Annotated in this window: 15 protein-coding genes; 3 read left to right on the top strand and 12 right to left on the bottom strand. The window is 54.8% G+C overall.

The genetic code is table 11. From position 1 onward, the window contains the following. Positions 1-210: 210 nt before the first annotated feature. On the top strand, positions 211-1749 hold the full coding sequence (gene pyp / locus VXJ35_RS08175; RefSeq protein WP_064021206.1) for a photoactive yellow protein: 1539 nt from the start codon (positions 211-213) through the stop codon (positions 1747-1749). 5 nt (positions 1750-1754) lie between these two features. Next, positions 1755-2975, top strand: a complete 1221-nt coding sequence (locus tag VXJ35_RS08170) for an AMP-binding protein (RefSeq protein WP_064021205.1) — start codon at positions 1755-1757, stop codon at positions 2973-2975. A gap of 57 nt (positions 2976-3032) precedes the next feature. Here VXJ35_RS08170 and VXJ35_RS08165 read toward each other — a convergent pair whose 3' ends face one another. Together VXJ35_RS08165 and VXJ35_RS08160 are read right to left on the bottom strand one after the other, a co-directional pair. Further along, a complete protein-coding gene (locus VXJ35_RS08165; protein WP_064021204.1) occupies positions 3033-4265 on the bottom strand; it encodes an RNA-binding domain-containing protein in 1233 nt (410 codons plus the stop codon). A 27-nt stretch (positions 4266-4292) separates the two neighbouring features. Next, positions 4293-6962, bottom strand: a complete 2670-nt coding sequence (locus tag VXJ35_RS08160) for a TrlF family AAA-like ATPase (protein ID WP_064021203.1) — start codon at positions 6960-6962, stop codon at positions 4293-4295. A 150-nt stretch (positions 6963-7112) separates the two neighbouring features. Between VXJ35_RS08160 and VXJ35_RS08155 the strand changes: the two genes are divergently transcribed. Further along, positions 7113-8360, top strand: coding sequence for an IS256 family transposase (locus VXJ35_RS08155; RefSeq protein ID WP_064023311.1), 1248 nt, complete (start codon positions 7113-7115; stop codon positions 8358-8360). A gap of 101 nt (positions 8361-8461) precedes the next feature. On the opposite strand, the gene VXJ35_RS08150 is transcribed toward VXJ35_RS08155, so the two are convergent. The 10 genes from VXJ35_RS08150 to VXJ35_RS08105 all read right to left on the bottom strand — a co-directional run bounded on the left by VXJ35_RS08150 (position 8462) and on the right by VXJ35_RS08105 (position 19612). Continuing rightward, entirely contained in the window at positions 8462-9223 is a 762-nt protein-coding gene (locus tag VXJ35_RS08150; RefSeq protein ID WP_064021202.1) for a Swt1 family HEPN domain-containing protein, read from the bottom strand. Between the two features lie 501 nt (positions 9224-9724). After that, positions 9725-9931 (bottom strand): twin-arginine translocase TatA/TatE family subunit, encoded by a 207-nt coding sequence (gene tatA / locus VXJ35_RS08145; protein WP_064021201.1) that lies wholly within the window; start codon positions 9929-9931, stop codon positions 9725-9727. Between the two features lie 92 nt (positions 9932-10023). Then, positions 10024-11682 carry a PepSY domain-containing protein gene (locus tag VXJ35_RS08140; protein WP_064023428.1) on the bottom strand — a complete coding sequence of 553 codons (1659 nt, stop codon included), beginning with the start codon at positions 11680-11682 and terminating at the stop codon, positions 10024-10026. A gap of 163 nt (positions 11683-11845) precedes the next feature. Further along, the gene (locus VXJ35_RS08135; protein WP_054763189.1) at positions 11846-12430 is read right to left on the bottom strand and encodes a peroxiredoxin; all 585 of its coding nucleotides are present in this window, start codon (positions 12428-12430) and stop codon (positions 11846-11848) included. A 48-nt stretch (positions 12431-12478) separates the two neighbouring features. Beyond that, positions 12479-13219, bottom strand: coding sequence for a c-type cytochrome (locus VXJ35_RS08130; protein ID WP_231914877.1), 741 nt, complete (start codon positions 13217-13219; stop codon positions 12479-12481). 3 nt (positions 13220-13222) lie between these two features. Next, entirely contained in the window at positions 13223-13804 is a 582-nt protein-coding gene (locus VXJ35_RS08125; protein ID WP_064021200.1) for a peroxiredoxin, read from the bottom strand. A gap of 14 nt (positions 13805-13818) precedes the next feature. Then, on the bottom strand, positions 13819-14205 hold the full coding sequence (locus VXJ35_RS08120) for a hypothetical protein (RefSeq protein ID WP_064021199.1): 387 nt from the start codon (positions 14203-14205) through the stop codon (positions 13819-13821). 527 nt (positions 14206-14732) lie between these two features. Then, on the bottom strand, positions 14733-15692 hold the full coding sequence (locus VXJ35_RS08115) for an SMP-30/gluconolactonase/LRE family protein (protein ID WP_064021198.1): 960 nt from the start codon (positions 15690-15692) through the stop codon (positions 14733-14735). Between the two features lie 105 nt (positions 15693-15797). Then, entirely contained in the window at positions 15798-17261 is a 1464-nt protein-coding gene (locus VXJ35_RS08110; RefSeq protein WP_064021197.1) for a DUF1501 domain-containing protein, read from the bottom strand. 32 nt (positions 17262-17293) lie between these two features. Then, complete coding sequence (locus VXJ35_RS08105; protein WP_082880848.1) at positions 17294-19612, bottom strand: DUF1549 and DUF1553 domain-containing protein; 2319 nt, start codon at positions 19610-19612, stop codon at positions 17294-17296. Positions 19613-19681: the final 69 nt, after the last annotated feature.

Genomic DNA, 19681 nt, shown 5'->3' with positions numbered 1-19681 from the left:
ACCGTCCACAGCCTTTTAGTGCCCTGCAAATCGCTATGCCGCCGCGTCTAAACCTGCCGGATTTGTCACAGTTTTAGTTCGGCAAAACAGTACTAGACTGGAATGCTATTACCTAGACAATGCACACGAATATTCAATAGAGCGATGCTTAATCAAACTTCAATCAAAACACGTATCACCGGAATTATTCTTTTTGTAAGCATTTTTTTCTTGCTTTTAGGCATTTTTTACTGGGTCTGGCTGCAAAGCCAACCATTGGCCAGCATGCCGGCAGACGAGTTGATTGCGGAACTGAACAACACCATGCGCCTGCTTGCTGGCGGCTTTGTCGCTTCGATAGCGTGTTTAGTATTCGCGGTGTCGATGACAATAGAGACACGTGTCAGCAGACCCATTGAGCAGGCCATCGGTCAGCTAAAACGCATGCAGCAAAATTTGCATACCCGATTGGACACCGAGGCCGATGACGAATTGGCGCGGTTATTTTCGGCTTTTAATAACCATTCCGACGGTTTGCAACATATCATCGAAGAAGTAGCGGTAACTTCCGATGATCTCAACGTTGCGGTTGAACAATTCATCGGTAACAGCCAACAGAGCATCGATTTGGCAACCTCGCAACAACGTGAAACCGATCAGGTGGTCCGAGCCAGTTCGCAAATGGCGCTTTCTTCCAACGGCATGGCCCATCATGCCGAAGCCACCCAGTCTTCCGCGTCCAATGCCAAACAACAAACCGAAACGGGCTTACAGGTGGTAAACCAAACTATCCATGCCATCGGTTCGTTGGCCGGCCAAATGGAAGGCATGCAGAGTACTGTGACCCGATTGGATAAGGGCAGCCAAAATATCGGTGACGTGATAGACACCATCGCCAAGATTGCCGATCAAACCAATCTGTTAGCGTTAAATGCCGCCATCGAAGCCGCCAGAGCTGGCGAACACGGCCGCGGTTTTGCCGTGGTAGCCGATGAAGTACGCAAACTGGCATCGGATACTCAAGGCGCGACTCAGCAAATTCACCAAATTATCGTCGATCTGCAAGGCGCGGCGCGGGATGTGACCAATGCGATCGGCAAGGGTACCGAGCAAGCGCGTAACTGTGTCGAACAAGCCAATTCCGCCGGCGCCGCACTCAACGAGATCAACCATCGCGTCGATTCGGTCAACGCCATGGGCCAGCAGATTTCGGTGGCGGCGCAACAGCAATACCAATCCGCCGAGGAAATTAGTCAGAGCATGCTGCGCATCAACCAGCTTGCGGAAGCCAACACGCAAGCGATGAACCAGAACCAGGAAGTCAGCGAAATTTTGTCGCAACGGGCCAAAAAACTGGAACAATTGGTTTCCCGCTTCAAGCACCCATCGGGTTCGAATGCAGTGGAATTCGGCCGGGACGACATCGTCAATGCCATTAGAAACATGAGTGCGGCTGAAATCGACCGGATGGCGTTTGGCGCCGTGGAACTGGACAGCAACGGCATTATCATTCGTTACAATGCCGCGGAAGGGGCGATTACCGGACGTAAACCGCAAGAGGTATTGGGCAAAAACTTTTTTACCGACGTAGCCCCCTGTACCAACACGCCCAAATTCAAAGGCGAATTCGATCAAGGCGTGCGTAGAGGGATGTTAGACAAGAAATTCGAATATACCTTCGACTACAACATGCGCCCTACCAAAGTGAAAGTGCACATGAAGAAATCGCTGAGCGGTAACACTTACTGGATTTTCGTAAAACGGATCTAAGCGCGATGTGGTGGGCGAATAGCGCCAATCTTCGCCGGTTAATCGTCGATATCGTTTCCGGCTACTTTGCTACGCAGCGCCTTGGCGGCTTCGTACCTTCCATACAAAACATCACCCTGGCCGATGACTGGTTGCAGCCGCCGGTAACGATGGATTCCATCGAACTACTCGACTGCGCCACGCAGTTTGCGCAACGGCTCCACATTCACGACACAGGATTGGAAGATTTGTTACTGATCCAGCCGTGTTTGAAAAACTGGAAAGCGGTCGCCGAGCAGAGTCTGGAAAAAGCCCATCGCAATATCAGTTTCTTCAGTTCCGGTTCGACCGGTCCAGCCCAGCGCTATTGCTTGCCGGCCGCGCATTTGATGACGGAAATTCAGTTCATTGCCGAACATCTGTTACCCGGAGCGGCGCCGGTTCAAAGGCGGGTATGGACCTTGGTACCTGCCCAGCATATCTACGGCTTCATTTTCACAATCCTGTTGCCTGCGGCATTAACCGACCGCCCCGAAGTACTGGACGGCCGCCGACGCATGCTGTCAGCCTTGCAGCGGGAATTTAGACCGGGCGACATCATTGTCGCCGTCCCGGACTTTTGGCGGCAATGGGTCAAAGCCGGTCAGATTTTACCGCCCGGCGCTATTGCAATCAGCGCATCGGCGCCGTGCGAATCCGATGTGTTACAGGCATTGCAAGAACAAGGGTCTGAAATCGTCGAAATTTACGGCGCTTCGGAAACCGGAGGCATTGGTTTTCGCAAACAAACCGACTCGGCCTTCAGCTTGATGCCCCATTGGCGTGTGGAGCAAAACAATTTGGCCAGCACCTTCCATAGCGCCGCGATCCCAGACCATCTTAGTTGGTTAGACGAACAAAGCTTCATAGTCTGCAATCGCCGAGACGGAGCGATTCAACTCGGCGGTACCAATGTCTATCCCGATGAAATTGCCCAATTGATTTGCCAGCATGACCGAATCGAAGCGGCGGCGGTGAGATTGCACGGGCATCAACTTAAAGCCTTTCTGGTAGCCAATACCCCCATCCAAGCCGACGCCGAATTGATAGCCGATGTGTCGGCTTGGCTAGCAGCCCGCCTCCCCTCCTTGCTTATCCCCAAACATTTCAGCGTTGGCGTTGCCCTGCCACGTAACTCGATGGGCAAACTCAGCGACTGGCCGGTTACACCGGTAGTCGATTATGATTTCGGGAACGGCCAGCAGTGAGCTTGCTTCGACTTTTCAGATAAAACCGACAGCCTGTTAACAAGCACTCCTGTTTAGCTATCGGTACAAAGTGGTTTTTAAATAATCTTCCGTTGCCTCGAATTCAGGCTCTTTGCCGGTTAAAGCCCGCGTCAATGGCACAATTTTGGTTCTCACCCCCATGCCGCGGTAATCGACATAACCGTAATCCCGCAACACTTCCATGATAAGAGTATTGCGCGGAGAACGTTGACCGGCTTTCATTTTTTCAATGGTCATCGAATTCGGCAGGGCACCGGGACTAATCACTTCAAAGCGATCGGCATACGAACCTACTTCGATTTCGACAAAGCGAGTCCAATCCCGGTGCGCCAAGGCATTAATCAAGGCCTCTCTCACGGCTTCCAATGGATAGAGCCACTGAGTTTCGCGCCTTAATCCTTCATCAATCTCGCTCGCTTCTTGGGATATAAACGGCCCAATTGCATCCATAAAGCGCTCTATGATGCCGCCATCAACTAGCCGCTTTCCTGATTCATCAATATCCCAACGGCCAACCATCGGCCCATCTAAAATATCATCCAGTTCCGCTTGGTACTGTTTGTCTTGAGCCTTAAAAGCCAAAACGCGTAATCCTGCCTGCCTCAAATATCGGCGCGGATTCTTGCCAAACAACACTAATCCCGCAATGGTGCAATAAACATTGCCCGCTGTTTCGGTTAGAAAACTGAGCCCCAATAACCGAGCCTGCCAGGCTTCCGGTGAATTCGGTATGTCCGGGTCTCTTAGAATGTCCTTCAAGTAATTGGTTAATCGCGCATCATCCAAGCAACTCATATCGGTGCGCGGCACTGGCATCACTTCCGTATGCAGCATGCCACCCAGTTCAAACAAACGCATTTGCTGCTCTCTGGTTGCTAGCCTAGAAGTCGAACCGACACGAATATAGATTTCCTCTTTACCTTTATCGCGAACCACATAGGGCTTTGAAATCCCCTGCGGAAAGCTAATGACAGCGACTGTTTTCTGCTCATCCAGTTTTATTTCTTCATAAAACGGCAAAATCAGCGGATGGATTTTGTCCTGGATAACATTCATTACCCATTCTTCGATATTTTGGCGTTGCGGACTCGGCTGTATACCACTGACCGTACCGTCATCTTCCACGCCCAATATGACTTTCCCGCCTTGAAAATTGGCCATCGCAACCACTTCCTTAGCTAATTGCTCCGGGCGAATGTCATCCCGTTTAAACTCAACACCTGAGTTTTCGCCATTCGCAATAATTTCCAATAGTTCTGTTTTCAGCATCTTGTTCTCCTAAATCAGCGCCTGAGTCTATTCAAAGCCATACTTTTCACGACGCTGATTAAATGCGCTTTTGCCGCCTTCCAGTATTTCGGCCGCTAATTGTTGGATCGCAGGCACATCGATAGCGCCTTGCTGCTCGGGCATAATCCTGCCTTTATTGTCATCTACGCTTAACACTCCAATCCACTCTGCGTCACCGAATACCGGAATATTGGCATTGTGAGTGGCAAACAAAAATTGCCGTGAGAGTTTGGCCCGACGCAGTTCGGACACAATACGCTCGGCGATAAAAGCGTTATCCAAGTTGTCTTCAGGTTGATCGAGAATAAGCGGGTCTTGGTTATCCAATAACAACAGATGCAACACCGCCGTACATTGTTGTCCGGTAGACAGTTCATCGATAGGCCGGAAATTCGCTTCTCGCCCGCCATGGGTGACATTGAGTTCAATTGCCATGGTATCGGGTATTAATAACTCTTCCATATTGAGTAACTGACTCTCAGTCATTCGGCATAAAGCTTGAGCAACGGCGGGCGTTGCCCCAAAATCGAATTGAAGAGATGTCAGATCACCATTGCGGATAGTAGCGGCCAAATGCGCCGGAGAAAAGTTACCCTCCAATATCCAAGCTAATCTTTTGGCGCCCACACCGTCCAACTTGCAGGACTCAATAAAACTAACCAGCACTTGACGATTACCCTCGCTTCGTAGCGCCAAATGTACTTTTTGCTCCAATTTCTTGTTTAAGCGCTTAACCGATTTTTGCATCGCGCTCGATCGTTCACTGGTTTTTTGGTTCAGCTCCAGCAAATAGCTTCTACGCTGGGCATAAAGCTCATCAATCTGAGCTTGCCTATTCTGCAAGGCCGTCTGCTTTGGCCTGATCTGCTCAATCTGTTTAAGCAGAGTTTGATACTCGGCACCAATCTGTCTGCCTGTTTTGCCTTGGCTAGCCGGGATTTCTTTAAAGGCACTCTCCAGCAGTTGTTCCTCGCCTGTAATTGCGGCCTGTAACTGTTGCTGCAACGGTAAAAGTCCCGCTGTTGTTGTCGAGGCAAATTCATCAAACTGCGCGAGTGCAGCAGTTAGATGATTCGTCAGTTGCTCAAGTAAATCTCGCTGTTGTTTAAGTAGATCAGCATGAGGCAAGCCATCCACAGCGGTATCGCTCAGAAAAGCGGTATCCGGCAAACTATCTTTTAGCGTAATAATCGCTTGATCAACGCGTGCAATTTCCTCAGTTACGCGTTCGCTAAGTTGCTTTTCCTTTTCCAGCGTTGGAATGATCTTTAGTTTTTCATCTAAGCCCAGGCTTTTGAATTGACTGGCCTGGTCCTGCAACTTGGGCAAGCGCTCGACATCGGCTTCCAGTTCAATTTTTTGTTGCGTCGCGCGACTAATGGCTTGCCGATTCTCTTGCAGCTTAGTCAAAACCTGGTCGATAGTGGTATCGAAATTAGCGTGGTCGCCCTCCAGAAAACGTTCAATTAATCGGTTCCGACTCAACGAATCGCGGGTCATCTCATAGATTTCGTTTTGCCCGTAAAGCTCGATACCCGGCAAGATATCAATGGGTTTGTAAGGCGTAACCTTGTCTTGATCATCAACGACAAACGGCTGATTCCCCCACTTGCGGCTGACCACAAATTTACGGCCATGCATCGCGGCAGAACGTATCGTCAATTCGACACTACCGCTTTCTTTGCCCAAGTTATTTTTCAAAATGGCATCGTGCTTGGATTTCGCCTCTTTGCCGAAAGGCTCTAGGTCAAGCGCAAAGCGAATACATTCCAGTAACGTCGACTTACCGGTGCCGCGGCCACCGATTACCGCATTTAAGTGTTCCGACAGCTCAATGTCGACGCCATCTAAATAGCCACCGACAAACCGAACCCGCTCGAGGGCTGATGCAAAGTTTTCCGGCTTGTCGGAGTTCAACCGAACCCGCGAACCGGCATCCAAAAACGCTTGCTTAAACGAGGCAAAACACGGCTTTGTCATCTTGATCAAACAAGAGGCACTTGGGTCTTTGATGTCTTCCGGCTTGACTACATCCGCAGCATTGATTGCTGCCATTTCCCTTTCACGTTGGTAATTAACATCTTTATTCAGAAAGGCTTTTCGGTAGAAATCATCCTCCACACCTTTAAGATCATCTACAGAGCCCGGAATCTGGGCCGCTAATAACCCTTTGTGTCCCCATACGTGATTCATTCGGCGTTTCAAAACACCGTCATCATTAGTGCTATGAGCGGCAAAAATGAAACCATTTTTATCATTTACATAATTAACGATTTCTATCGCGGATTTCTGTACTGGTGATGCCGGATTCATTATGTCGATGCCTAATGCGCCAAGATGCATCTTAAGTTGATCTGTTAGCGAGTTTTCATCGAACAGACAAACAAAATGGATTTTTTCACTAGAAGCGATTTCAAAACCGGGTAGCACCACAATGTCATTTTGAGCAAATAGACTTCTCAGCTTATCGACGCCATCCACTGACCCATGATCGGCCAAACCAACCAACTTAACGCCAGCCTCTAGCGCAGCCGTTAATAGCTGTTGGTTATATTCATCCTCGGATAACGTTTGTTGTGCCCCGCGATATTTGATGTAACCCGCCGGATTGACCTGCAAAGCGCATTTAAAGAATTGCGCTTTGGTGTAGGTGGTTTGTCCGTTTACTTCAGACATTCGCGTTCTCCTTTGAGAGACATTGTTGAATAAATCAGAATTTAGCATTGAGCTATAACTGAATCTGGTGTTTGGTAGTTGAAGAGAAGCGGCGTATCTGGTTGATTATTTGTGACCAAACAAAACGATCAACTCCAAGGATACGCCACGATGAAGAAGAGTAATGTAATCGACCTGTCCAGTCGAGAAGAGAATGCCGATCCATTGACCAACCTGATCCGGCAAGGGGCTCGCAAGCTAATTGAGCAAGCCATCGAAGCTGAATTGGCAGCCTATATGGAAGCCTTCAGCGAACGGAAGCTGAGCGATGGTCGGGCTGCCGTCGTTCGTAACGGTTATCAACCGGAGCGCGAGATTCAGACAGGTATCGGGCCCGTGGCGGTGAAGGTTCCCAAGGTTCGGGCGAAAGACGGCCAAGGCGCCACCTTTCGTTCTGCATTGGTGCCACCCTATGTTCGGAAGACGCGTTCCTTGTCAGCCGCATTGCCCTGGTTGTACTTGAAAGGTATTTCCAGTGGTGAGATGGAAGCCGCACTGGAAGTCCTGGTTGGGCCGGATGCCAAGGGATTGTCGGCCAGCACCGTGGCCCGCTTGAAACGCGCATGGGCGGCGGAATATAACGATTGGCGGACCAGTCGCCTGGATCGTGATCAGTGGGTCTATATCTGGGCCGACGGCATTTACAGTGGCCTGCGGACGGAAGATGTCAAGCTGTGTGCCTTGGTTATCATCGGCGTCAATGAGCGCGGTGAAAAACGCTTTCTGGCGATTGAGGACGGCGTGCGTGAATCGACGCAGAGTTGGCGGGAAGTGCTGCTGGGCCTGAAAGCGCGCGGTATGAACAGCCCCAAACTCGCCATTGGCGACGGCGCGATGGGTTTCTGGGCGGCGCTGGATGAGGTTTACAGCAACGCTCGGCAACAACGCTGTTGGGTGCATAAAATGAACAACGTGCTCAATCGCGTTCCAAAAGCGGTGCAACCCAAGATGAAACAGTCGCTGTATGACATATGGCAGGCTGATACCCAGAAGAACGCCGAGCGCGCCTTCGACCAGTTCGCCACGCTCTATGACGCCAAATATCCCAAGGCGGTTGAATGTCTGTATCGCGACCGGCATGAACTGCTGGCCTTCTATGACTTTCCGGCTCAGCACTGGCAAAGCATTCGAACAACCAACCCCATCGAATCAACCTTCGCCACTATTCGCCATCGCACCAAGCGTGCCAAAGGCTGTCTCGCCCGCGATGGCATGTTGCACATGCTATTCAAACTGGGACAAACGGCTGAGAAAACCTGGCGACGCCAGCGAGGATTTGATTATCTCGCCAAAGTGATTACCGGGGTTCCGTTCAAGGACGGCATTGAGCTAGAAACCGGCAATCAGATCGCCGCTTGATCAAGGCCTGAACACCAGATTTGACAATAGCTCTTTAGCATTTGGCGAGGTTCTGTTGCGTTAATTTGAATGGGCAAAACGAGGCCTTTCACCAGGCGCAATTAGGCGGCTATGCGTGAAGCGAATAACGAATAGAGATGGCGGGTGCTGGGATGGCGCAATTGCAACGCGGTCATCGCCGCATGCAATTCGTCCGGGGTCACGGTGGTTCTGGTCGTGGCGACGGTTATCGGTTCAAGCTGAGATTCGTACAAACTCGAAATTGAACCATCAATAAATACTTGGTAGCGGTTTTCAGCTTCTGCATTTAAAACCGCCGTGATCGCGCCGGTTTTGCGTGGATCGGCTTTGAGACGAACCATGTCGCCGGGTTTGTAGCCAGTATTTGTAGAAATCGATTCCGGCGCTGCCTCGTCCAGCGTTTTTTGTTGGCAAGCCAAACGGTTCAGCAGCTCCTGCTTTTCCTGTTTTATCTGGCCCAAGGTTTCGTTGTCAGCAGCAAACGCTTGCAGCAAGCGTTCAATGGTATCGATATCCCGGTAGCGCACGTCGTCCGGCAAGCCCTCGGCCGGCGCATGCGCCCAGCGGTTGCGGATGGTTTGGGCTTCTTTCAGCCAATTTCGCGCTTCCCGGTTGAAACCGCCTTGGTTGGCTATGTCGTACCAATTTTGGTCGGCTAGGCGCAATAGGGCCGCCAAGTCCAGGCGTTCCAATGCTTGCGGCGGCAGAGATACGGCAAAGCTTTTTTGCTGGTAGGTTAATTTGTCCAGTACCAGTGAATGCCACCAGTCGGCGTCCAATGCCGGTAGCGTGTTGCCCAAGACTTTGACCAATTGCCGATTGAGTAGGCTGAAGATTTCCATATTCGATTTTCCAATCCCGGCACGGGCGGGCGCCTGCTTAGTTACGGAGCTGGGTGTTTTAGCTAATTTTCCCGGCAAAGTCACGTTGCAATCGGTGAATGGTAGGCAAAGCCTTAATTTTCCGAACTACGCGACCTTACCACTACGATATTGGTCGTATCGGTTTTTCCATGCAGAGGGGGTATTGTGTGGCTGGCACCTAAATTCTTTCACTTTCAGCCAGTTGGGATCAAAGCATTGGTAGCCTATGGCCGATACCAGCACCACTAATCGAAACATCGCGTGGATAGAATCAGGCAAAACGCTAGCCGATCAATCGGCAGCCGTCCCGCGAACCAGCCCAATAAATGCCGATTCAGCCAGGTGCATTGCGAAGGAACATCAGCCACGACGGTATAAACAAGATGCGGGGTATCCGGCCCCGCCGGAAAAGGATAAACCGCCATCGCCCAGCGGGCGACGGCGGTTGAAATATGGCCTGCGAGCGGCCTTTGAGAAAGGTTACTGCTCGGTTTTCGACAGATTGGCGTCGTTCAGCAAGCGGTCGTTGCCGGCGCCGGCCGCATCCGCTTCGCCCTCTTGTACCGCTTTGCGAAAGCCCTTGATCGCATCGCCCAAGTCGGCGCCGACGTCTTTCAGACGCTTGGTGCCGAATACCAGTACCACTATTGCCAGCACTACCAATAAGTGCGGAACGCTAAAACCCATGTTGAATCTCCCATCCGGTTATATCGATTGAGGCGGCGCGTCGCCGCCGGTTAATTAGGCCAAGCCGCCGCCGGCAGCCTGGCTGGTTGAATTTAATCCGCCGCTTCGGTGGCCAGCGTTGCCGGCAACGGCGCACCAGCCTGAACCGCAGCTCTGCGGCGCTTCTTCGGGGCAAAGGTTTTTTTCAGCCGTTTCCAGCCGATTACCAGCGAGCTGGCGCCCAATACCACGCCGAAGCCGACCCAAGTCAGCATCCATACATCCCAGATCGGCCGGTAATACAGCCAGCCGAAATCCCAATGGTGCAAGCCGGAATACAGCCAGCGGTAAAGCCGGCGGCGGCTGTCCAATTTGGCCAGGATGCGGCCGTCTTGCGGATCGAGGTAAACCCGGGTGCCGGCCTGGTCGTGGAATTGCGCCAATACGACCGGCAGCGGCTTGTCGACCTGGGTTTGATGGTGACGCGGGTAGTAATAGCTGTCGTAATCGTCCAACACCGCCAGCTCGACCGAGTCGCCGGCGCCAGCCAGGCGTTGCAGTGCGGCGGCCAAGGCGGCTTCGCTGAAGCGCGGACCGACGCCGTCCGGGGTTTGCGGCAGACGTTGGCCGTCGCGAGCGTTGGCCAGCAATACCGTGTCGCTACCGAGGCGGCGCCAGTTGATTTCGACGATGTCCGCCCGCCGCGCGATCTCCGGTAACGGACCGGGCCGCCAGTCGAACATCGCGGTCGGCAATTCGCCGCCCAGATAGCGGCTGGCTTCGGCCTTGGCGATATTGCCTTCCGAAAACAGTTTGCCGGGATTGGTATCGATAAAGCCGCTCAAGGACCAACCCAACGCAACGGTACCGCCGATCAAGCCGGTCCAGAAATGCCATTTGAACCAGAATTCCCGGTAGGGTTGAGTACGGCCTTGGGAATAAGTCGGCTTGCCGCCGAAACCCGGCCGCCAGCGTAGCCAGCCGATGATCAGGCCGGTGATGCAGGCAATCGTCGCCGCCAAACCGGACCACAATTGCACGTCGTGGCGGATGTGGCCGAGGCCGATGGCCTCCAGCGGCTTGAATAAGTGGATCCAGTTACCGACCCAATACAAGCCGCGATTGAAGCGGGTCGACGCGTGCAACACCTCGCCGGTCCGCGCCGAAATCAGCAATTCCTCGCCACCGTCGCCGGCTATTTTATGGAACGGCCGCAACGCGCCCTGGTTACGCAGGATGATCGGGTTGTCGACGCTTTCCAGATAGCTCAACTTAACGTCCCGTTCCGGCTGTTCGGCAGCAATCCAATGTCGGGCGATTTGCAGCGCCTGTTCGGCGGAAATTTCGCGCAAGCTTCCGTCTACCGCCGAGAACGCAAACCGGTTGCCCTGAGTATCCTCGATCAACCACAGCGGTTCGCCGGCGGTGCGTACCAGCCGCGCGTCGGCAATGTTAACCGGCAATTCCTCGGCGGGTTTGGCTTTGGCCGCGGCGGCCATCGTCTCGCCGCCCGTTGCTGGCAAGGCTTTCAACTTGGCAACCGCCGCCTGGCGCGGCCCGACGCTGTTGGCCCAGACTTCGCCCAAACTCAGCCAGCCGGCCTGCGGTTCCAGCGTTTCCGCATGCGCCAGTTGTTGCGCCTTGGTCTGCGTCATCGGCGTCGTATACATAATGGACAGACCGGACGCGAACCAGACGAACATAAACAACGCCAATACCACGCCCAGCCAACGGTGGGTTTCGTATAGCAACCAATTCAACGACTTCTTCATACTGCCTCGCTTATTTGCTTTATCGAAAATCTTGCCGCCGGCTGCGGCGCAGCGCTGAGGCGGTCGGGTCAGAGGCCGGCCAAACCACATCCATGTCCAAGGGGGTTGGTGCCTATATTCGTCTCCGGCCTCTGACCGGACCGCCCGACGCCGGCGTTCGGTTTCAAGACCGGGTGTTTGCCACGGCGGCCTTGACGATCTCCAGCGCCTTAGCCACGTTCTCGGCCGGTTTCAAATCGCCGACCTTGCCCAGCACCTTACCGTCCGCCCCGACCACAAACGTGGTGCGGGCGATAGAACCGTGGTCGACGACGCTGCCGCGGCTATCCAGGCGGCCCACGGTGGATTGGTCCACCGCCAAACCGTAAGCGTTGGCGATTTTGCCGTCCGGGTCGGAAGCCACCGGGAATTTGCCGGCACAGGTGTTCGGGTCGGCGGAGAATTGGTTCAGCCGCTCGATACCGTCCAGCGACACGCCGACGATGGAAGCGCCGGCCGCGGTAAATTCGGCGTAATGCTCGGCAAAAGCCCGCGCCTGCACGCTGCAGCCGCGGCCGAACGCAGTCGGATAGAAATAAACCACGACCGGGCCTTTCGCCCGTGCCTGGCGCAGCGAGTAATGCAGCGGCTTGCCTGCGTGCGACGCCTGGGCGTCGATATCGGGTGCGTAGTCCTGTTGCTCCAGATCGGCAAACACCGAAAACGCTGCCGTCAACCACAACAGGCTAGCGCCGATAAAACGTTTCATATCTACTCCGTAAAAAGGATGGGCGGGATGCGTCGGCCGAGACATGGTTTACAACCCCGATACATAATCGACCAAGGCCTCGATCTCGTCGTCGGCCAGGGCTTTGGCTACTTGGTTCATCACTGCCTCCACACTGTTTTTGCGTTCGCCCAGTTTCCAATTCAGCAATTGCCGGCGCAGATACAATTTGTTCTGGCCGCCGATCACCGGATAAACCACCCCGTTCTCCACCCTGCCCTTGCCGTTCTTACCGTGGCAGGATTCGCAGGACGCCAATTCCCGGGCCGGATCGCCGCTTTCGAACAAACTCTTCGCGCGCGGGTTTTCGTGCTCCAACCGGCCTTGCATGACGGGCTGCCCGGCGAAATAGGCGGCGATATCCGCCATATCCGCCGGCGTCAAATCGGCCGCCATTTTCACCATGATTTCGTGCCGGCGCGCCCCGCTTTGAAAATCCTGCAACTGCTTGACCAAGTAAGCGGCAAATTGCCCGGCATGTTTCGGAATCCGCGAATCTTCGGCGTTACCGTCGTGGCCATGGCATTCCTGGCAACGTTCGCTGTCGGATTTGAGCTTGCCCGCCACCGGATCGCCGGCACCGGCATGCTGCGCTCCGATATCAGAGGCAGCATCCGCCGCCAGACCGGGAGCGGATGCGATGATTGCCGCAGTGCCCAGCGCCAGCCAGGCCCGCTTCCGCCAACACCTTCCGCTGCGGCGCCAACCGCCAACGGCAGACGCCGATTTAGCGCGGCGAACCACCGGCGCCGTTTGTAAATAAGCCGCCACCGGTTACGGCTTGTGTTCGGCCAGGATCTTCACCACCTCTAAGGCCTTGGCCACGTTTTCCTCGGGTTTCAGACCGCCGAAACTGGCCGCGATCTTGCCGTCCGGCCCCACCACGAAGGTGGTGCGTTCGGCAAAACCATGCCCGATTTCGACGCCGCGGGCATCCTGTTTACCCGGTGCCGCTTCGCGCACCGACACGTCGTAGGACCGCGCAATGCTGCCGTCGGCATCGGACGCGACCGGAAACTTGCTCGCGCAATAATTCGGATCGGCCGAGAAATCGTTCAACCTTTCTATGCTGTCCAGCGAGACGCCGACGATGGAGGCGCCGGCGGCGGCGAATTTATCGTGGTTTACGGCAAAGGTATGCGCCTGCAAATTGCAGCCGCCGGTATAGGCCGACGGGTAGAAATAGACCACGACCGGACCGTTGCGCAGCGTGTCTTTTAACGAATACGCAAACGCCTTGCCGGCCAGAGAAGCCTGCGCCGAAAACTCCGGCGCCGGATGGCCCTCCGGCAACGCCGCCAGCACCGGCAAGGAAACGGCGAACGGCAACAGCGCCTTGAATACAGTTTTTTTCATTGGTTTAACCTTGTTTACAACGGTTTATATTTATCGTGGCAGGCGCCGCGACATTGTTTGGAAAAGTCGTTCGCAGCCACTGCCGCGGCATCCAGGTCGCCGGCGGCCAAAGCGCTTTGGATCGATTGCGCCTTGCCTTGGTATTCCTGCGAGTTATGCACCGCATCCGGCGCATCGCCCCGTTTCTGAAAAAAACCCTCGACCAGTTTGAACTGCTCCTGCAATTCCTTGGCCTGGGTCGCGGCGGTCGCCGCATCCTTGGCGGCGATATTGTTTTGCACGCTTTGAATTTTGGTTTCGACATCGTTCATCAATTCTTCGAAATCGAATTCGGCTTCGGCAAACGCCCCGCCGCAAATCAAGCTAAGGGCCAAAGCAAAAGCCCACTTTTGGGTTCCCATGCTAAAAATCAGTCTCCTCGTTAATCCTCGAAAAAATCCGCAACCGGATTCGGTTTATTTAGGTAAATGCAATGCATGTGCCATCTTGTGCAAAAAACTCGAATTAGCGCCAAGCACTATTAACCATTGTTTTAACGGTATTTTTACCGGCTTTAGCCGACACATTGCCAAACCCGGACTGGCTGCGAGACGGTAACTGGTGACTGGTCAACATCCCGGCAACACCCCCTGTTGCTGCGCTAGCAAATGCGAACCGTAGGTGCAAATGTCTAAGCGGCCGGCAATACGGCAAAAAAAAGCGGGCAAGACTTTCGCCTTGCCCGCCCAGTGTCTAACACCACGAGTACTGAGATACCTATTGATCGATTTGCCGGCTCCCCGCGCCGGCAGGCGTCTTACTTTTCAACTGCGTCCTTGGGCAACCGTTCCGTCGATTGCCGGCGGCGAGACCGAGGTTCAAGGAGATAATCCCGCGGCCGCCGCTTGCTTCCCAGCCCAGCGATGAAAACTTAAAACCAAAGCCAATGCTATTTGGCGCGCGTCGATATACCGCGGGCCAATAGCGGAATTTTATAGGCCGATCCGCGGCCGACCACATACAGTACGTTCTTGTTCTGACCGGAGAACGCCAGATTTTGCGGTTTCTTCGGGATCGGAATCACGCCCAGCGCATCGCCTTTGTCGCTGAAAACTTCGACGCCGGCATTCGAGGCCACGTACAAACGGCCTTCGTCGTCCAGCGCCAGACCGTCGGCCCCGCCGGACCACTTGCCGTCCTCGCCTTGTCGCCAGCCGGCCAGTTTGGCGAAATTCCGCCGGTTCTGAATCGTGCCGTCGGCGGCGATATCGTAGGCCAACACGTGTTCGCCGGCCGTATTGGCGACATAAAGCACCTTCTCGTCCTTGCTCAACTGAATCCCGTTCGGCCGCTCGATATCGTTGGCCAGTTGCTTCAATTCGCCGCCCGGACCGATGTAATACACGCCGGGATGACTGGGCGGCGGGTTCGGATTGTCCTTACTGGGTCGGGTGCCGCTATCGGTGAAATAAATTGCGCCGTTATTGGCCCGCACCAGATCGTTGGGACGCTGGAACGGCGTACCTTGGTAATCGGCGGCCAGCGTCTGCTTTTTATCGGCCGGATAAACCACGCCGACTTGGGTTTTCAAGGTCTGCACCGCAACGATGCTGCCGTCCGGCGCCAAAGCCAGGCCGTTGGCACCGTTGGATTTATCCAAAAAGGTCGAGACCGTATCGTCCGGCGCAATCCGGATAATTTTATTGGCGTTGGTTTCGGTAAACAGCAAACTGCCGTCGCTGTATCCGAGCGGCCCTTCCGTGCCGTTGAATCCGTCCTTGATTTCGTCGACCAGCACCCCGCCGGCCGCCACCCCAAGAATAGGCGGCGTATAAACATAGTCGGCTCCCGCAGCCGCAGAACTCAGCAGCGCACCGATACTGAACGCCAGCAAACGCTTGGCTAACATATTCGTCTCCTCTTTCCTGCTTAAAACGTGTCGGTAAATTCGCTATCGCAACGGCCCTCACCTCCCCGGCCCAACCGGGAAGATGAGGCACGCGCCGCAGAGCTGTTACGCAATCAACTCTTTGATCACCTTGCCGTACACCACGGTCGGACGCTCGGAGCGGCCGTTGTGGAAGTAAGTGGTTTTCAGATGGTCCAGACCCATCAGTTGCAACACCGTCGCATGCAGGTCGTAGGTATCGACCGCTTTGCTCTTATCGGCGACCTGCAAACCGATTTCGTCGGTCGCGCCGTGGGTGTAACCGGCATTGACGCCGCCGCCGGCCAGCCATTGGGTGTAACCCCAAGGGTTGTGGTCGCGGCCGTTGCCGCTTTGGCCGTAGGAGGTGCGGCCGAACTCGGAGGTCCATACCACCAACGTGGTATCGAGCAGGCCTCTTTGTTTCAAGTCGGTCAACAGACCGGCAATCGGTTTGTCCACCGCGTAGGCGTGTTTCTTGTGGTTTTCCTCCAAGTGGGTATGGCCGTCCCAGTTGCGGCTGTCGCCGGCCACTTCCTGCGGGCCGGAAATGACCTGTACGAAACGCACGCCGCGTTCGACCAAACGCCGTGCCCGCAGCAACACTTCGCCGTAGCTTTTGCTGCCGTCGTCGTTAATGCCGTACAGGGCTTTGGTCGCATCGGATTCTTTTTTCAGATCGACGGCTTCCGGCGCCGTGCGTTGCATCCGGTCGGCCAATTCGTAAGCCTGCAAGCGGGCTTCCAATTCGGAATCGCCGGGGTATCTGGCGTCTTCCAGCTCGTTCAAGCGTTTCAACAAATCCAGGGTTTTGCGCTGCTCGGAGGCCGAAGTCAGCTCCGGACGTTCCAGATACAGGATCGGCGATTCGCCGGGACGGAACGCGGTGCCCTGGTACACGGCCGGCAGGAAGCCGGAACTCCAGTTGATTGAGCCGCCGGTCGGCTCTTTCTTGTCGTTGTACAACACGACATAGGCCGGCAAATCCGGATTGGCGGTGCCCAATGCGTATTTGATCCAGGCGCCCAGCGACGGCCGGCCCGGATTCAAGTCGCCGGTGTTCAATTTCAGAATCGAAATGTTATGGGTCGCGCCTATCGTCACGCTGGACTTGATGAAGGCCAGCTCGTCGGCGTGTTGCGCCAGATTCGGCAACAGGTCGGAGAACCAGGCGCCGCTTTGGCCGTGTTGCTTCCAGGTACGGTTGGTGGCGAACAATTTACCGGTACCGCCGCGCACCCCTTCCTTGATGCCTTCCATGAACGATTTCGGGATATCCTGGCCGTGCATTTTCACCAATTGCGGCTTGTAATCGTACAAGTCGATGGTGGACGGCGCGCCGTCCATATGCAACCAGATCACCGATTTCACTTTCGGCGCGAAATGCGGCGCTTTCGGCGCCAACGGATCGACGATACCGGCGCCGGCGGCCAGTTCGGAAGCCATCGCGCCGGAAAAGCCGTTCAATCCGGGCAGCATGCCGCCCAACGCCAGACCGCCCAGGCCGTAACCGCTCTTGATTAAAAAGTCTCTACGAGATTTATTGTTCATTGTCTGTTTCCTAATATTCAGTAAGTGTTCGCTTAGAAGCGGTAGACGAATTCGTTGGAGTTGGCCACCGCGTGCACCAGGTCGACGAAGGCCGACGAACGCACCGGGTCAAGCTTCTCCGCATCCTTCACGCCGACCGGCACGCTGGCGGTGAATTTGCCTTCCGCAACTTTTTGCTTAATCACTTTTTCCTGCTCTGCCAGGAAGCCTTCCAGGGTTTCTTTTTCCGCGTCGGTCGGGCTGCGGGCAAACAGAATCTGGTACAAGCGTTCCAATTGGTCGGATTCGTCGGCGCCGGCTTCGTTGATTACTCGCCCGGCCAGAGCCTGCGACCAACCGAATACGGTATCGCTGTTGAACAGGGCCAACGATTGCAACGGCGTCGTCGTCACGTCGCGCTTGCTGTGCACTTGCTGGGCGGAGGCCATGTCGAAGGTATCCAACATCGGATACGGCACGCTGCGTTTAGTAAACACGTACAGGCTTCTGCGATTGGTTTCCTTGGCGGTTTTATCCACCGGCCATTTATCGCCGGCATTCAAACCTTTAGGTACTTCCGGGAATACCGGCGGCCCGCCGACGCTGTCTTCCAACTTCGCTGAGGCGACCAATAACGAATCGCGGATTTGTTCGGCTTCCAGGCGTTGGCGCGGGAATACGGCCAGCAATTTGTTGTCCGGATCGGCTTTAGCCACGTCTTCGCGCGGTTTGGAGTCCTGGCGGTAGACGCTGGACAGCAGGATTTCCTTGTGCAGCTTTTTCACGCTCCAATTCTGTTTGATGAAATTGGATGCCAGATAATCCAGCAATTCCGGGTTGGTCGGTTTAGTACCGGCTTTACCGAAGTCGCTGACGGTTTCGACGATGCCTTTGCCGAAATACTGGCCCCAGACCCGGTTGACGAACACTCTCGCAGTCAACGGATTGGTCGGGCTGGCGATCCATTTCGCTAGAGCGGCGCGGCGGCCGGACGATACCGCGGTCGGTTTAATATCCGGTTGCTCGCTGGAAATTGCGGCCGGGAAGCCGGGTTGCACTTCTTCCAACGGCTTGTCGAACTGGCCGGCAAAACGCACGTGCGTCGGCGGTTGCTGCGGATGGCCCAGCTCGGACACTGCGGAGATGTAGACAGAACCTTTCACGGGCTTCAATTTTTCCCATTTTTTCAGTTCTTTATTGATCTCCTTAAACTCTTCGGCTTTTTTCTCATAGCTCGGATCGTAGCTGTAGGCGCCTTTGGCCGAGTTGTCCTGATAGAAGGCTAACGCCGCGGCCGCTTCGTTCTCGTTGGAATCGTAACGGTGGTTGATCCAGCGGTCTTCCGGCGTCCATTGGCTTTCCGGTTTGTTCAATGCCGCCTGAGTCTCCAGCGAGAACCGCTCGTAGTTGTATTTCCGGGCTTTATCCTTGACCGGATCGATCAAAGCCTGGCGTTTGGCTTTGATTTCCTTGACCGCCTCTTCCCATTTGGCGTTGGCTTTTTCCCATTCCTGTTCGGTTTCGCCTTTGACCGGCACCGGAATCTTGTCCACCGCATTGACGTTGGCGAAGAACGATTGCAGTTGGTAGTACTCCTTCATCGAAATCTTGTCGAACTTGTGGTTGTGGCAACGGGCGCAACCTACGGTTTGCGCCAGAAACACCTCGCCCACGGTATCGGTGATATCGGTCTGGTTCTGGAATTTTTTCTGGACCAGGTCGCGCGAGTTGCTGTCGTCGGGATAGCTTCGGATGAAACCGGTGGCGATCAAGGCGTCGGTATTGCCCGGATAAATTTCGTCGCCGGCCAATTGTTCCTGTACGAATTGCGCGTAAGGTTTATCTTCGTTGAACGACTTGACGACGTAATCGCGGTAACGCCACATGTTGTCGCGGTTCTCGTCGTTGGTGAAGCCGGAACTGTCGGCATAACGGGCCAAGTCCAGCCAGCGCCGGGCCTGGCGCTCGCCATATTTCGGCGACGCCAGCAAGCGGTCGGCCAGTTTCTCGTAAGCGTTGTCCGACGTGTCGTTGACGAAGGCTTCCACTTCTTCCGGGGTCGGAATCACGCCCCAGGCATCCAGCGTTGCGCGGCGAATGAAGGCTGCGCGTTCGATTTCCGGCGACGGCGCCAATTCTTTAGCCTCTAACGGCGCCAACACAAAAGCGTCGATTGGGGTTCTGACCCAGTCCTGGTTTTTGACGGCCGGCGCTTCCGGCGATTTCAACGGCTGGTAGGCCCAATGTTTCGACTTCGAACCGCCGGCTTCGGCCTTGGCCGGCTCGGCCGCTTTTTCTTCTGCCGCGAACGCCTGGCTGGGTAGCGCTAACGTCACCCCCCACAGCAGCACGGAAACCAATTTCAATCTCATAAGATTCCTCCAAAAATTAACAATGTCGCGTCGGCTCCGCAACGGCCGGAAAACTGGGCGTTTTCCGCT

This window comes from Methylomonas sp. DH-1 (assembly GCF_046097555.1).
Taxonomy (GTDB): domain Bacteria; phylum Pseudomonadota; class Gammaproteobacteria; order Methylococcales; family Methylomonadaceae; genus Methylomonas; species Methylomonas koyamae.
Note: the sequence above shows the minus strand (reverse complement) of the source record. Positions and strands in the feature narration are given on the sequence as shown.

Excerpts from the sequence above, each read along its gene's own strand:
- VXJ35_RS08170 (WP_064021205.1), top strand. The coding sequence starts at position 1,755 with ATGTGGTGGGCGAATAGCGCCAATCTTCGCCGGTTAATCGTCGATATC.
- VXJ35_RS08165 (WP_064021204.1), bottom strand. The coding sequence starts at position 4,265 with ATGCTGAAAACAGAACTATTGGAAATTATTGCGAATGGCGAAAACTCA.
- VXJ35_RS08160 (WP_064021203.1), bottom strand. The coding sequence starts at position 6,962 with ATGTCTGAAGTAAACGGACAAACCACCTACACCAAAGCGCAATTCTTT.
- VXJ35_RS08155 (WP_064023311.1), top strand. The coding sequence starts at position 7,113 with ATGAAGAAGAGTAATGTAATCGACCTGTCCAGTCGAGAAGAGAATGCC.
- VXJ35_RS08150 (WP_064021202.1), bottom strand. The coding sequence starts at position 9,223 with ATGGAAATCTTCAGCCTACTCAATCGGCAATTGGTCAAAGTCTTGGGC.
- tatA (WP_064021201.1), bottom strand. The coding sequence starts at position 9,931 with ATGGGTTTTAGCGTTCCGCACTTATTGGTAGTGCTGGCAATAGTGGTA.
- VXJ35_RS08140 (WP_064023428.1), bottom strand. The coding sequence starts at position 11,682 with ATGAAGAAGTCGTTGAATTGGTTGCTATACGAAACCCACCGTTGGCTG.
- VXJ35_RS08135 (WP_054763189.1), bottom strand. The coding sequence starts at position 12,430 with ATGAAACGTTTTATCGGCGCTAGCCTGTTGTGGTTGACGGCAGCGTTT.
- VXJ35_RS08125 (WP_064021200.1), bottom strand. The coding sequence starts at position 13,804 with ATGAAAAAAACTGTATTCAAGGCGCTGTTGCCGTTCGCCGTTTCCTTG.
- VXJ35_RS08120 (WP_064021199.1), bottom strand. The coding sequence starts at position 14,205 with ATGGGAACCCAAAAGTGGGCTTTTGCTTTGGCCCTTAGCTTGATTTGC.
- VXJ35_RS08115 (WP_064021198.1), bottom strand. The coding sequence starts at position 15,692 with ATGTTAGCCAAGCGTTTGCTGGCGTTCAGTATCGGTGCGCTGCTGAGT.
- VXJ35_RS08110 (WP_064021197.1), bottom strand. The coding sequence starts at position 17,261 with ATGAACAATAAATCTCGTAGAGACTTTTTAATCAAGAGCGGTTACGGC.
- VXJ35_RS08105 (WP_082880848.1), bottom strand. The coding sequence starts at position 19,612 with ATGAGATTGAAATTGGTTTCCGTGCTGCTGTGGGGGGTGACGTTAGCG.